The sequence below is a fragment of the Sphingobium yanoikuyae genome (assembly GCF_013001025.1).
Classification (GTDB): Bacteria; Pseudomonadota; Alphaproteobacteria; order Sphingomonadales; family Sphingomonadaceae; genus Sphingobium; species Sphingobium yanoikuyae_A.
Genome location: NZ_CP053021.1, coordinates 2,885,845 through 2,898,382, shown reverse-complemented (window position 1 = coordinate 2,898,382; position 12,538 = coordinate 2,885,845). Strand labels below are relative to the sequence as shown.

Sequence of the window (12,538 nt, the reverse complement as noted above, 5' to 3'; positions counted from 1 at the left end):
TAACGTTACCATTTTCGCCCGTCCCATATCTTGACAATTGGGACGGGCACTTTATTGGTCTGCATCTGATAGCGCTACCAGATACGCCCACCGGATAGTCGGGGGCAGCGCTCGGGGAGAGGTTGTATGAACGTTTCACGCCACCATAATATCCGTGCGGCCCTGTTCGCCGCATCCGCCTTCGGTGCGCTGGGCCTGGCCCAGGCCGCCGCTGCGCAGGATGCTGCTGCACCGGCCGAAACCGCCGCCGCGCCGCAGGACAGCGAAACCGCCGACATCGTCGTCACCGGTATCCGCGCCTCGCTGGAAAGCGCCACCAACGCCAAGAAGAATGCGGTTGCGTTTGGCGACTCGATCTTCGCGGAAGATATCGGCAAGCTGCCCGCCACCAACCTCGCTGAAACGCTGAACCGCATGCCCGGCGTGCGCCTCAACCGCGACATCAACGGTGAAGGCACCCAGGTCGCGATCCGCGGCCTTGGCCCCAGCTTCACCCGCGTGCTGCTCAACGGTTCGCAGCTTCAGGTTGCATCGGATGGCGGCACCAACGGCGGCAGCGCCAACCGCGAAGTCGATCTCGACTTCTTCCCGTCGGAACTCTTCACCCGCCTCGACCTCGCCAAGAGCCCGTCGCCCTCGACGCTTGAAGGCGGCATCGCCGGCACCGTCAACCTGCGCAATGCCCGTCCCTTCGACAAGGAAGGCACCCATGTCACCGTCGTGGCGCAGGGCCAATATACCGACAATAACGACAAGTTCAGCCCGCGCGGCGCGATCGTCGCCAGCCACACCACTGACACGTTCGGCATCCTCGTCGGCGTTGCCGGCGTGAAGACCAAGACCCGCGTAGATGGCTTTGAATCGGTCGGCTGGACCGACGGTAATCTCGGCACCGGCGACGCCGGCGGCAATAATTTCTCCTGGGCCTCGGTCGTTCCCAACAATACCGGCCATGGCCTGGTCGCCGGCCAGCCGGTCGATGTCGTCGCCACTTCTGGCCTGACCCGCGACCAGCTCAGCACCGCGCTGATCCCGCGTCTCGGCCGCAAGAGCCTGACCGAAGGCGATCGCTCGCGCATCTCGGCGCTGGCCTCGCTCGAATGGCGCCCGTCGGACGAGCTGCATTTCGCCCTGGACGGCATCTGGGCCAAGTCCAAGCGTGATTACAGCAAGGTCAACATGAATTGGCAGGTCCGCAACTCGGGGCCGGGCACCAGCGCCCAGTCGACTGGTGGCATGGTGCCGATCGACCTGACCGTCGATGACAATGGCGTCGTCACCAGCGGCACCTTCGCCAACTCCTCCTATTTCCTCGAAGCCAGCCTGTTCAAGCAGACGACCAAATTCTGGAACGTCAACCCGAGCGTCAGCTGGCAGCCGACCGAGGATCTGAAGGTCGACCTCAGCGCCAACTGGTCGAAGAGCCGCTTCTTCCGCGAACAGCCGACCTGGGCGTTCCAGACCACGCCGCAGTCGGGCGTCGAAACCTATTATGACAATACCGGTGGCGACTATCCGTCGATCACCAGCAATCTCGACCTCAACGATCCGAACAACGGCAGCTGGCAATGGTATCGCCAGAATATCCAGCTGGTCCGTCGCAAGACCGAGACCAAGGGCGCGCATCTCGACGTGACCTATGGCGATGACATGTTCAACGTGAAGGTCGGCGGCGCCTATGATCAGGCGACCCGTTCGATCCGCGCCTATGACAACAGCACCGCCTATCAGCTGTCGGTCTGCGGCACTGGCTGCACCGGCGCCACCGGCACCGTGCCGACCAGCGCCATCGCTCAGTATCTGCGCAGTTCCTCGACCGCCGGCTTCATCGTGCCGGACTTCGATGCGCTCAAGCAGGCCACCAACTATGCCAGCTATCGCGACAGCGCGCCCGAAGCACGCGGGGCCGTCACCGGCGGCGCGACCGGCGACATGGATGAAAAGGTCTGGGGTGCCTATTTCGAACTGAACGGCGTCACGACCATTGCCGGCCGCGACCTGCACATCAACACCGGCATGCGCTACGCCCACACCGACCAGCTGGTCGTCGGACCGAGCCAGGTCGGCACGGAGATCGTCGACATCACCTCGTCCTCGACCTACGAGAATTTCCTGCCGTCGATCAATCTGACCTATGATGTCGCCGACAATGTGAAGCTGCGTGCGTCGGCCTCGCGGACGATGACCCGCCCGGATGCCGGCGCGATCCTGCCGGGCATCACCTTCTCCGATCCTTCGGCGCTGACTGCCACGGCGGGCAATCCGAACCTCAAGCCCTACACCTCGGACAATTATGACCTGGGCGGCGAAATCTACACCGGCGGCATCGGTTATGTCGGCGTGTCGCTGTTCATGAAGAATATCCAGGGCTTCACCGTCACCACCTCCGAACAGGTTGCCTTCGGGTCGCTCAACATTCCGTTCGACAGCCTGATCTCGACGCAGCAGAACGCCCTCAACGACCGGTCGCTCCAGACCGGCATCCCGGTCGCTCAGCTGCCGATCACCGTGAACCGTCCGGTCAACCTGCGCGATCTCAAGATCAAGGGTATCGAAGCGACCTGGGTGCAGCCGCTCGACTTCCTGGTGAAGGGCCTCGGCTTCTCGGCCAACGGCACTTACCTGAAGCAGTCCTCCTCCTCGGGTCTGGTCGCGACCGGCGTGTCGCCCTGGAGCTACAACCTGCAGGGCTTCTATGAAAATGGCGGTCTGTCGGTCAGCGTGAACTATGTCTGGAATGACGAGGCGATCGCCGTGAACGGTCCGCAGAACGGCATCAACGGCGCCGACCTCAAGTCCGACGCCCGTGGCCAGCTCGACATGTCGGCCGGCTATCAGCTGCCCTTCTTCAACAAGGCGCTGCGCCTGACGCTCGATGTGCTGAACATCACGGACGAGCCGATCCGCACCACCTTCGAATATTCGAACGCCGCCTATTCGGTCTATTATCCCGGTCGCACCGTGCTGGCCGGTATCCGGGCCAACTTCTGATCCTCCCCCAGGGATGCACTGACAGGGCCGGCGGCAACGCCGGCCCTTTTTCTTGGAAGTCGTTGGGACCGCGGCTTGGCATAGGGCAGGGGCCTTCCAATGTTGGAGGATATTTGGTCTACCCTTGGCCATGAACCCGTCTTCGCGGACGCCTTTGCCATGACCTTGTCGTGACCCGGTCGTCGCGTCCCTGTTGCCTCATGGGCGCGTCACTGGGGCGTGGCGGTGACCCAGGTGTCGCGTCACCGGCGCGTTGCAGGTCGCGGCCGGCCCGGAAAGGCGCGGAAATGCGTCAACGCCTGCCGCACGACACTGTGAACTTCGATACCGTGATCCTCATATGCCCATTTTGGGGACGCGCCGCCCGCCATCCCCGACCGAAAGGAAGCCGATGATCCGTCCCTTGCTCGCCAGCCTGCCGCTGTCCCTGCTGCTGTCCCTGCTGCTGTCCCAGCCCGTCACGGCAAAGACCTGCACGCCGACCTGGGTGTCGGGCTGGGCCTCCTCGCAATTCCGCCCGACCGGCGACGCTGCGCTACCCGCCGGCACGCTCAAGGACCAGTCGCTGCGCCAGATCGTCCGCCCCTCGATCGCCGGCGACCGGGTGCGGGTGCGCATCTCCAACCTCGCCGGCACCGCGCCGCTCCATATCGCCGGCGTCAGCATCGCCCGCGCCCCTGCCAGCACATCGCCGGCGATCGATCCCGGCACGCTCATTTCGCTGCGCTTCGATGGCAGCCCGGACCTGATCGTGCCCGCCGGTGCCGATTATCTGTCCGACCCGGTATCGCTGCCGGTCGCCGCGCTTGACACGATCGCCGTCACCATCCGCTATCAGGGCGAACCGGAACAGACTTCGCATCCCGGCTCGCGCGCCACTTCCTGGCATATGCCCGGCGATCACCTGACCGACACGGCGATGGCGGGCGCCGCCTCGTTCGACCATTGGTTCAATCTCGCCGCGCTGGAGGTCGAGCGCTGCGCGCCCGCACGGCTGGTTGTGGCGCTCGGCGACTCCATCACCGATGGCAAGGGATCGACCACCAACGGCAATGATCGCTGGACCGACCGGCTTGCCCAGCGGTTGCAGGCGGACCCCAAGCGCCGCGACATCGCCGTCGTCAATCAGGGGATCGGCGGCAACCGGCTGCTGAACGACGGGCTTGGCCCCAATGCGCTGGCCCGGCTCGACCGCGATGTGCTGGCCCAGCCCGGCGTCACGCATCTGGTCCTGCTGGAAGGGGTCAATGATCTTGGCACCCTCACTCGCGATGCCCCCGTCAGTGTCGAGGATCACAAGGCCCATGTCGCCCGCATCATCGGCGCCTATCGCCAGATCATCGCCCGCGCCCATGCGCGCGGGATCAAGGTGATTGGCGCCACCATCATGCCCTTTGTCGGCAATGATTATTATCATGCCGATGCCCAGAATGAGGCGGACCGGCAGGCGGTCAATGCCTGGATACGCACGCCGGGCCATTTCGACGGGCTGGTCGATTTCGACCGTGCCACCCGCGATCCTGCGCGGCCCGACCGGCTGCTGCCCGCTTATGATGGCGGTGACGCGCTCCATCCCAATCCGGCCGGCTATCGCGCCATGGGCGATGCCGTGCCGCTGGCCCTGTTTGATTAACATGCCTTAACCGCGTGATCCCGATCACGCGGATTTTACGTAAAATCCGCTACGTCTCCCGCGAAAGGGATGACGGGTGATCGAAAAAGCGCCGAGGAAATATCGTCTGCAGGACTATGCCAATGCAGAGGCGGATGTTGCTATCCGCAGCGATCAGGACGTGCTGGAGATCTGGCGTTCGACCACCGACTATCAGCGCCTGACCCCGCATCAGAAGGCGGCGCGGGCCGAGCTTCAGCGGCGCGGCATCCGGATAGAAGGGCCTTCGGTCCCGCGTTAACGGCGCGGCCGCTTGCTGCCGGATTCCAGCACCGTCTCCATTGCCACGAAGGTCGATGTGCTGGCGACGTGGGGCAGGGCGGAAATCTTCTCGCCCAGCACCATGCGATAGCGGCGAATGTCGGACGTGCGGACCTTCAGCAGATAGTCGAAATTGCTCGCCAGCATATGGCATTCTTCGACCTCCGGGATGCGCCGCACCGCCGCATTGAACTCCCGCAACGCGCTCTCCCGCGTGTCGCTCAGCTTCACCTCGGTAAAGGCGACATGGTCCATCCCCAGCTTGGCCGGATCGACGATCGCGCGAAAACCGCGAATGACGCCGCTCTCCTGCAATCGCTTCAACCGCACCTGGCAGGGTGTCTTGGACAGGCCGACGCTGGCGGCCAGATCGGTCACGGTCATGCGGCCATCCTCGACCAGCGCGGCGATGATACGCCGGTCGAACTCATCCATTTCGACCATAGCGGGCTTGTTGCTCATGCAATTTGCCTATCATGCTGCCATTAATAAGTCACTTTGACATTTATCGGGGCATTCATAAGACGGAATGAAATGCGCCAATCGGATATTCTGGTCGCATGACCGACCAGCATCCCTTTGCCGCCTTCGCCCCCGCCATCCGCGACCAGTCGCCGCTGCGCCGGGCGATCACCGCCGCCTATCGCCGCGACGAGGCTGAATGCCTTGCCCCGCTGCTCGACGCGGCGACCCTGCCCGGCGCCACCCGCGCCGCCGTGGCGGACACGGCGCGCCATCTGGTCACCACCCTGCGCGCCAATCACAAGGGCACCGGGGTCGAAGGGCTGGTCCAGGAATATTCGCTCTCCAGTCAGGAGGGCGTGGCGCTGATGTGCCTTGCCGAAGCGCTGCTGCGCATTCCCGACAACGACACGCGCGACGCCCTCATTCGCGACAAGATCGCCGACGGCGACTGGAGTTCGCATCTGGGCGGCGGCAAGTCTTTGTTCGTCAATGCCGCGACCTGGGGCCTGGTCGTCACCGGCAAGCTGGTCGGCAGCGTCGACGATCGCGGCCTGGCGGCGGCGCTCGCCCGTCTGGTCGCCCGCGCCGGCGAGCCGGTGATCCGGCGCGGCGTCGATCTCGCCATGCGGATGATGGGCGAACAGTTTGTCACCGGCGAGACGATCAAGGAAGCGGTCAAGCGCGCCAAGGAACTGGAGGCCAAGGGCTTCGCCTACAGCTATGACATGCTGGGCGAGGCGGCGACCACCGCCGCCGACGCCGCACGCTATTATGCCGATTATGAAAAGGCGATCCACGCCATCGGCAAGGCGTCGGCCGGGCGCGGCATCTATGCCGGCCCCGGCATCTCGATCAAGCTGTCGGCGCTCCATCCGCGCTACGTTCGCGCGCAGGCCGACCGGGTGATGGGCGAATTGCTGCCGGCGGTTAAGCAACTCGCGCTGCTGTCGAAGCGCTACGACATCGGCCTCAACATCGACGCGGAGGAGGCGGATCGCCTCGAACTCTCGCTCGACCTGCTCGAAAGCCTGGCGCTTGATCCCGACCTTGCCGGCTGGGATGGCCTGGGCTTCGTCGTCCAGGGCTATGGCAAGCGCTGCCCCTTCGTCATCGACTGGATCATCGACCTCGCCCGTCGCGCCAATCGCCGGATGATGGTGCGTCTGGTCAAGGGCGCCTATTGGGATGCGGAGATCAAGCGCGCGCAGGTCGATGGCCTCGCCGATTTTCCGGTCTATACCCGCAAGGTCCATACCGACGTCGCCTATGTCGCCTGCGCGAAAAAGCTGCTGGCCGCGCCCGACGCCGTCTTCCCGCAATTCGCGACCCATAATGCCCAGACGCTCGCCACCATCTACCAGATGGCCGGGCCGGACTTCGCGATCGGCCAATATGAGTTCCAGTGCCTGCACGGCATGGGCGAGCCGCTCTATGAACAGGTCGTCGGCAAGGACAAGCTGGACCGCCCGTGCCGCATCTATGCGCCGGTCGGCACGCATGAGACATTGCTCGCCTATCTCGTCCGCCGCCTGCTGGAAAATGGCGCGAACAGCAGCTTCGTCAACCGCATCGCCGATCCCGATGTCTCGATCGAGGAGATGATCGCCGACCCGGTCGAGATCGTCCGCGCCATGCCGCATCCCGGCGCCCGGCACGACCAGATCGCCGCGCCCGCCGGCCTCTATCCCGATCGCCGAAATTCCGATGGCATCGACCTCAGCGATGAAGGCGCGCTAGCTAAGCTGACACAGGCGCTGCAGCACAGCGCCACCATCGCCTGGACCGCCGCGCCCGAGGGCGGGGAAGGGCCCGAAGGCGGGGAAGGGGAAGCCCGCCCGGTCTGCAACCCCGCCGACCATCGCGACATTGTCGGCACCGTCTGGGAAGCGAGCGCCGACCACGCCCGTGCCGCTGCGATCCGCGCCGCCAACGCCTGCTGGCCCAACACGGCCGTCGCCGATCGTGCCGTCCTGCTGGAGCGGGCGGCCGACGCGATGCAGGACCGGATGCCGGTGCTGCTCGGCCTCATCATGCGCGAAGCGGGCAAGTCGCTGCCCAACGCCATCGCCGAAGTGCGCGAGGCGATCGACTTCCTGCGCTATTATGCGGCGCAGGCACGCGGCACCTTCGGCCCGGATCAGGCGCCGCTGGGGCCGATTGTCTGCATCAGCCCGTGGAACTTCCCGCTCGCCATCTTCACCGGACAGGTCGCGGCGGCACTGGTCGCCGGCAATCCGGTGCTGGCCAAGCCCGCCGAGGAAACCCCGCTGATCGCGGCCGAAGCCGTGCGCCTGCTGCATGAAGCCGGCGTGCCCGGCGATGCGCTGCAACTGCTGCCCGGCGACGGCCGGATCGGCGCCGCGCTGGTCGCTGCGCCGGAAACGGCAGGCGTCATGTTCACCGGCTCGACCGAGGTCGCCCGGCTGATCCAGCGCCAGCTCGCCACCCGCCTGTCGCCCGCGGGCAAGCCGATCCCGCTGATCGCCGAAACCGGCGGCCAGAATGCGATGATCGTCGACAGTTCGGCGCTGGCGGAACAGGTGGTGGCCGACGTCATCGCCTCCGCCTTCGACAGCGCCGGCCAGCGCTGCTCGGCGCTGCGCATATTGTGCCTGCAGGAGGATGTCGCCGATCGCACCCTCACCATGCTGAAGGGCGCGCTCAGGGAATTGCGCATCGGCCGCACCGATCGGCTCGCGGTCGATACCGGCCCGGTCATCACCGCCGAGGCGAAGGCGGGCATCGAACAGCATATCGCGTCGATGCGCGCGCTCGGCCGCAAGGTCGAGCAGCAGGAACTGCCCGAAGAGGCGGCGCACGGCACCTTCGTCGCGCCGACCATCATCGAACTGGACAGCATCGCGGACCTCAGCCGCGAGATATTCGGCCCGGTGCTGCACGTCATCCGCTTCCGCCGCGAGCGGATGGATGCGCTGGTCGATGCGATCAACGCCACCGGCTATGGCCTGACCTTCGGCCTGCACACCCGTCTCGACGAGACGGTGGCGCGCGTCACCGCGCGGGTGAAGGCCGGCAATATCTATGTGAACCGCAATGTCATCGGCGCGATCGTTGGGGTTCAGCCGTTCGGCGGGCGCGGCCTGTCGGGCACCGGACCCAAGGCGGGCGGACCGCTCTATCTTGGCCGCCTGACCCGCACCGCGCCTGTCTTTGCCGAGCGGGTCGGCTATCTCGCCTCGCCAATCCATGATTTCGTCAGCTGGCTGGAAGCGCAGGACGATCATGAAGCGGCGGCGGTCGCGCGCCATTATGGCGATGCGTCGGCGCTCGGCGTCGAACTGGCGTTGCCCGGCCCGGTCGGCGAGACCAACCTCTATGCGCTGCATCCGCGTGGCTTGCTGTTGCTGCGTCCGGGCACGCGGCGCGGCCTGCTCGCGCAGATGGCCGCCGTGCTGGCGACCGGCAATCGCGCCGTGATCGAGGGCGCTCCGCTGCCGCAGGGCCTGCCCGCCAGCGTCGCCGCCCATTTCCTCGTCCAGCCCGACGCGCCCTTTGCCGCGATGCTGGTGGAGGGCGACGCCGACCAGATCCTCGCCGCAACCCAGGCGGTGGCCGAACTGGATGGGCCGATCGTCACCGTCCACGCAGCCGCGCCCGGCGACGAGCGCGCCTGGCATCTCGACTGGCTGCTGGAGGAGGTGTCGACCTCCATCAACACGACCGCCGCGGGCGGCAATGCCAGCCTGATGATGATCGGCTGATAATGAAAAGGGCGGCCCGCAAAGGCCGCCCTTTTTCTTTGTGGCGGATTGCCAGGCGTCAGGCGACGCTCAGGCGCACGTCGATATTGCCGCGCGTGGCGTGCGAATAGGGGCAGATCGTGTCCGCTTCGGCGACCAGCGCCTCGGCAGCACCCTTGTCGACGCCCGGCAGGCTGATTTCCAGCGCGACGTCCAGGCCAAAGCCCTTGTCGCTGCGCGGGCCGATGCCGACCGTGGCGGTGACGCTGGCGTCGGCGGGCACGCGGGGCAGATCCTTGTCCTGGCTGGCGGCGAACTTCATCGCGCCCAGGAAGCAGGCGGCATAGCCCGACGCGAACAGCTGTTCGGGATTATTGCCCTGGCCATTGCCGCCCAGTTCCTTGGGTGTGCCCAGCGTCACGGCGAAGCTGCCATCGGTGGTTGCGGCCTTGCCGTCGCGGCCGCCGGTTGCGGTCGCGCTGGTGGAATAGAGGATCTTGCTGCTCATCGATCGGTCCTTTCATTTAATCATCTGCGATTAAATCGCGTGCGATCTATATGTGCCTGCCGATCTGAGTCGTCAACCCTTGCGATCATATCGCGTGCGATTTATATTTCCGGGCAAGGAGTATCGCCATGACCACCCCCGCCATGACTGCCCAAGATACCGCGCGCGGCGCGCTCGACGATTTTCTCTGCTTCGGCGTCTATTCGACCGGGCTTGCCTTCAACCGGCTCTACAAGCCGCTGCTCGATCGCTACGGCCTCACCTATCCCCAATATCTGGTGATGGTGGCGCTGGCCCGGCGCGACGACCAGACGGTCGGCGAACTGGGCGGCCAGCTCTTCCTCGAATCCAATACGCTGACCCCGCTGATCAAGCGGCTGGAGGCGGCGGCCCTCGTCACCCGCCAGCGCGACACCAAGGATGAGCGGGTGGTCCGCGTGCGCCTGACGCAGCAGGGCCAGTCGGTGGCGCAGGACGTATCAACCTGCGTCCCGGCCGAACTGATGGAGGCCGTCGGCATCTCGATCGAGGAAATCGCCGCGCTCAACCAGTCGCTGGTAACGCTGCGGGAGAAGCTGCAGCGGGCGGCCTGATCGGGCGCGCTATGCCTTGGGGCACTGGGCGTTGTCGAACATCGCCAGATATTGCTCGATCGTCTGCGTCATGCCGACCGCCTGGCGGCGCGTATTCACCGCATCGGGGGCTTCCAGGTCGGTCGGCTGCCATCGGCCGTCGACACAATTGACCTGGGTGCCATAGCGCTGCGGCTTCTTGTCGAATGTCATCGCCACCCGATCATAGAGCATCGCATAGGCCTGGCCCTCGGCCTCGCCGTCCGGCAGCAAGGCCTCCATCCGGTTCAGTGTCCCGCGCATCAGCGCCGGATCGTCGACGGCATGCTGGACGATCAGGAAGGCGGCGCGGGCCGCTTCCTTGCCGTAGACGCTGATCCGGAACCATCCTTCTTTCGGGATCATCGCCTTCAGCCGTTCCTGATTCAGCCTGTCATGGCGACTGATCTCGGCCAATATGGCGCCGCGCCATACCGGTTGCTGGTCGGCGGGCACCGATGACCAGTCCAGTTTCATCATGGTGATGCGACCGACCTGATCCAGCGTGCCCAGCCGGATGATCTTCTCGGCATCGTCCTTCGCCGGTGGCAATGCGGCCTGTCGCGCCTCCTCCTGGCGATAGGCATCGGTCACCTGCTGGCGCATGGCGTCCATCGTCGGGGTCGGGACGATGGCGCCGGTGGCGGCCTGCAGGAAAAGAAGCACTGCCTTCATGCTTCACCCATTCACATGACTCCAGATGCGCGAGATCACGACCGATCCTTCGCCCACGGCAGAGGCGACGCGCTTCACCGATCCGGCACGCACGTCGCCGACCGCGAAGATGCCGGCGCGTGAGGTTTCATAGGGGGAGGGGGCCTCGACCGCATCGCCGGTCAGCACGAACCCCTTGTCATCCAGCGCCACCAGTCCCGACAGCCAGCCGGTATTGGGCGCCGCGCCGACCATGATGAACAGGGCGCAGCAGGCGATCTGGCGCTGGCTGCCGTCGGCCGTGCGAATGGTTACCGCGTCGAGCTGCGCATCGCCATGCAATGTGTCAATTTCGGTGTCATAATGGATGGTGATCGCCGGGTCGGCCTCCAGCCGGCTCGACAGGTAACTGGACATCGACAAGGCGAGCGAGGGGCCGCGCACCAGCAGATGGACATGGCGCGCGCTGCGGCTGAGGAACATCGCCGCCTGGCCGGCGCTGTTGCCGCCGCCGACCACCACCGCTTCGGCCTGGCGGCAATAGCGGGCCTCATTCTCGGTCGCAGCATAATAGATGCCGGCACCTTCCAGTTCGGCGAGCCGCGCGATCGGCAGGCGGCGATATTCCACGCCGGTCGCGACCAGCACCGCGCGCGCGCAGATGCGCTGGCCATTGTCGAACACGCCGCAATAATGGCCGTGGCCGGTTTCCTCCAGCGCCGTCACCCGGCGCGGCATCAGGAAGCGGGTGCCGAATTTCATCGCCTGCACCTCGCCGCGCCAGACCAGGTCGGCGCCCGAAATCCCGGTGGGAAAGCCCATATAATTTTCGATCCGGCTCGATGTGCCGGCCTGACCGCCGATCGCGATATCCTCCACCACCAGCGCATTGAGCCCTTCGGCCCCGGCATAGACGGCCGCCGCCACGCCGGCCGGCCCGCCGCCCACGATCAGCAGGTCGACGGTCTCATTCTCGGTAAAGCCACGATCCAGGCCGAACAGCCGGGCGACCTTCTCGGGCGTGGGATCGGCAACGACATTGTCGCGCCCGAAGATCACGGCGGGCCGGTCCGCCTGCGCCCCGCAACTGGCGGCAACCCGGCGGGCGTCGTCGCTGCCCAGCGCATGAGATGTGTAGGGCAGGCGGTTGCGGCTGGCGAATTCGGCGATGCAGCGCACCGCCCGATCCTCATCCTCGCCGATCAGCACCAGGGTGCTGTCGCCCATGTCGAGCTGCCGCCGGCGCCGCGCCGCCAGAACGGTGATGATGATGTCCGACATTTCCGGGATCGCCGCCATCAGCCGCAGCATCGTCGGGCGCGGCACTTCCAGTACGCGGGTATCGCGTGCCGCGCGCATCGGGATCGACCAGCTGCCGCCGCCCAGGAAGGATATCTCGCCCATGAACTGGGTCGGGCCGATGGTGGAGGGGACATGCCGTTCCTCGCCGAACGGATTGACCACCTCGATCTCGCCATCCTCGACATAGATGAAGCGGTCGACCGGGTCGCCGGGCCGGACGATATAGGTGCCGGCGGGATAGACCGCCTCGCTTCCTTCTGCGCGCAGCACCGCGACATGCTCGGCCGTCAGTGGTACACGCTGCATCTCGCGAAGATCGCGCCCGATCGTCTCCATCCCCGGCCTCCCGCCACTCCGTGTCGCGCGATGATGG

The 12,538-nt window shown here is 65.8% G+C and carries 9 protein-coding genes; 5 read left to right on the top strand and 4 right to left on the bottom strand.

All coding sequences use genetic code 11. The features are described 5' to 3' along the window. Window positions 1-126 precede the first annotated feature (126 nt). The 3 genes from HH800_RS14115 (at window position 127) to HH800_RS14105 (ending at window position 4,904) form a co-directional block, all read left to right on the top strand. On the top strand, window positions 127-2,991 hold the full coding sequence (locus HH800_RS14115) for a TonB-dependent receptor (RefSeq protein ID WP_169861460.1): 2,865 nt from the start codon (window positions 127-129) through the stop codon (window positions 2,989-2,991). A 391-nt stretch (window positions 2,992-3,382) separates the two neighbouring features. Next, window positions 3,383-4,624 carry an SGNH/GDSL hydrolase family protein gene (locus HH800_RS14110; RefSeq protein WP_169861459.1) on the top strand — a complete coding sequence of 414 codons (1,242 nt, stop codon included), beginning with the start codon at window positions 3,383-3,385 and terminating at the stop codon, window positions 4,622-4,624. 76 nt (window positions 4,625-4,700) lie between these two features. Beyond that, the gene (locus HH800_RS14105) at window positions 4,701-4,904 is read left to right on the top strand and encodes a hypothetical protein (RefSeq protein ID WP_169861458.1); all 204 of its coding nucleotides are present in this window, start codon (window positions 4,701-4,703) and stop codon (window positions 4,902-4,904) included. On the opposite strand, the gene HH800_RS14100 is transcribed toward HH800_RS14105, so the two are convergent. After that, the gene (locus HH800_RS14100) at window positions 4,901-5,386 is read right to left on the bottom strand and encodes an Lrp/AsnC family transcriptional regulator (RefSeq protein WP_004211443.1); all 486 of its coding nucleotides are present in this window, start codon (window positions 5,384-5,386) and stop codon (window positions 4,901-4,903) included. The genes HH800_RS14105 and HH800_RS14100 overlap by 4 nt on opposite strands. A 98-nt stretch (window positions 5,387-5,484) precedes the next feature. On the opposite strand from HH800_RS14100, the gene putA reads away from it, so the two are divergent. After that, window positions 5,485-9,111, top strand: a complete 3,627-nt coding sequence (gene putA / locus HH800_RS14095) for a trifunctional transcriptional regulator/proline dehydrogenase/L-glutamate gamma-semialdehyde dehydrogenase (RefSeq protein ID WP_169861457.1) — start codon at window positions 5,485-5,487, stop codon at window positions 9,109-9,111. A 58-nt stretch (window positions 9,112-9,169) separates the two neighbouring features. Here the strand turns inward: putA and HH800_RS14090 are convergent, their stop codons facing one another. Continuing rightward, the gene (locus HH800_RS14090) at window positions 9,170-9,598 is read right to left on the bottom strand and encodes an organic hydroperoxide resistance protein (RefSeq protein ID WP_169861456.1); all 429 of its coding nucleotides are present in this window, start codon (window positions 9,596-9,598) and stop codon (window positions 9,170-9,172) included. Between the two features lie 128 nt (window positions 9,599-9,726). Here HH800_RS14090 and HH800_RS14085 point away from each other — a divergent pair, with 128 nt between their 5' ends. Further along, window positions 9,727-10,191, top strand: a complete 465-nt coding sequence (locus HH800_RS14085) for a MarR family winged helix-turn-helix transcriptional regulator (RefSeq protein WP_169861455.1) — start codon at window positions 9,727-9,729, stop codon at window positions 10,189-10,191. Window positions 10,192-10,200: 9 nt separating this feature from the next. Here HH800_RS14085 and HH800_RS14080 read toward each other — a convergent pair whose 3' ends face one another. Then, on the bottom strand, window positions 10,201-10,884 hold the full coding sequence (locus HH800_RS14080) for a DUF6624 domain-containing protein (RefSeq protein WP_169861454.1): 684 nt from the start codon (window positions 10,882-10,884) through the stop codon (window positions 10,201-10,203). Window positions 10,885-10,887: 3 nt separating this feature from the next. Next, entirely contained in the window at window positions 10,888-12,501 is a 1,614-nt protein-coding gene (locus HH800_RS14075) for an FAD-dependent oxidoreductase (RefSeq protein ID WP_169861453.1), read from the bottom strand. Window positions 12,502-12,538 lie beyond the last annotated feature (37 nt).

Excerpts from the sequence above, each read along its gene's own strand:
- HH800_RS14115 (WP_169861460.1), top strand. The coding sequence starts at position 127 with ATGAACGTTTCACGCCACCATAATATCCGTGCGGCCCTGTTCGCCGCA.
- HH800_RS14110 (WP_169861459.1), top strand. The coding sequence starts at position 3,383 with ATGATCCGTCCCTTGCTCGCCAGCCTGCCGCTGTCCCTGCTGCTGTCC.
- HH800_RS14100 (WP_004211443.1), bottom strand. The coding sequence starts at position 5,386 with ATGAGCAACAAGCCCGCTATGGTCGAAATGGATGAGTTCGACCGGCGT.
- putA (WP_169861457.1), top strand. The coding sequence starts at position 5,485 with ATGACCGACCAGCATCCCTTTGCCGCCTTCGCCCCCGCCATCCGCGAC.
- HH800_RS14090 (WP_169861456.1), bottom strand. The coding sequence starts at position 9,598 with ATGAGCAGCAAGATCCTCTATTCCACCAGCGCGACCGCAACCGGCGGC.
- HH800_RS14085 (WP_169861455.1), top strand. The coding sequence starts at position 9,727 with ATGACCACCCCCGCCATGACTGCCCAAGATACCGCGCGCGGCGCGCTC.
- HH800_RS14080 (WP_169861454.1), bottom strand. The coding sequence starts at position 10,884 with ATGAAGGCAGTGCTTCTTTTCCTGCAGGCCGCCACCGGCGCCATCGTC.
- HH800_RS14075 (WP_169861453.1), bottom strand. The coding sequence starts at position 12,501 with ATGGAGACGATCGGGCGCGATCTTCGCGAGATGCAGCGTGTACCACTG.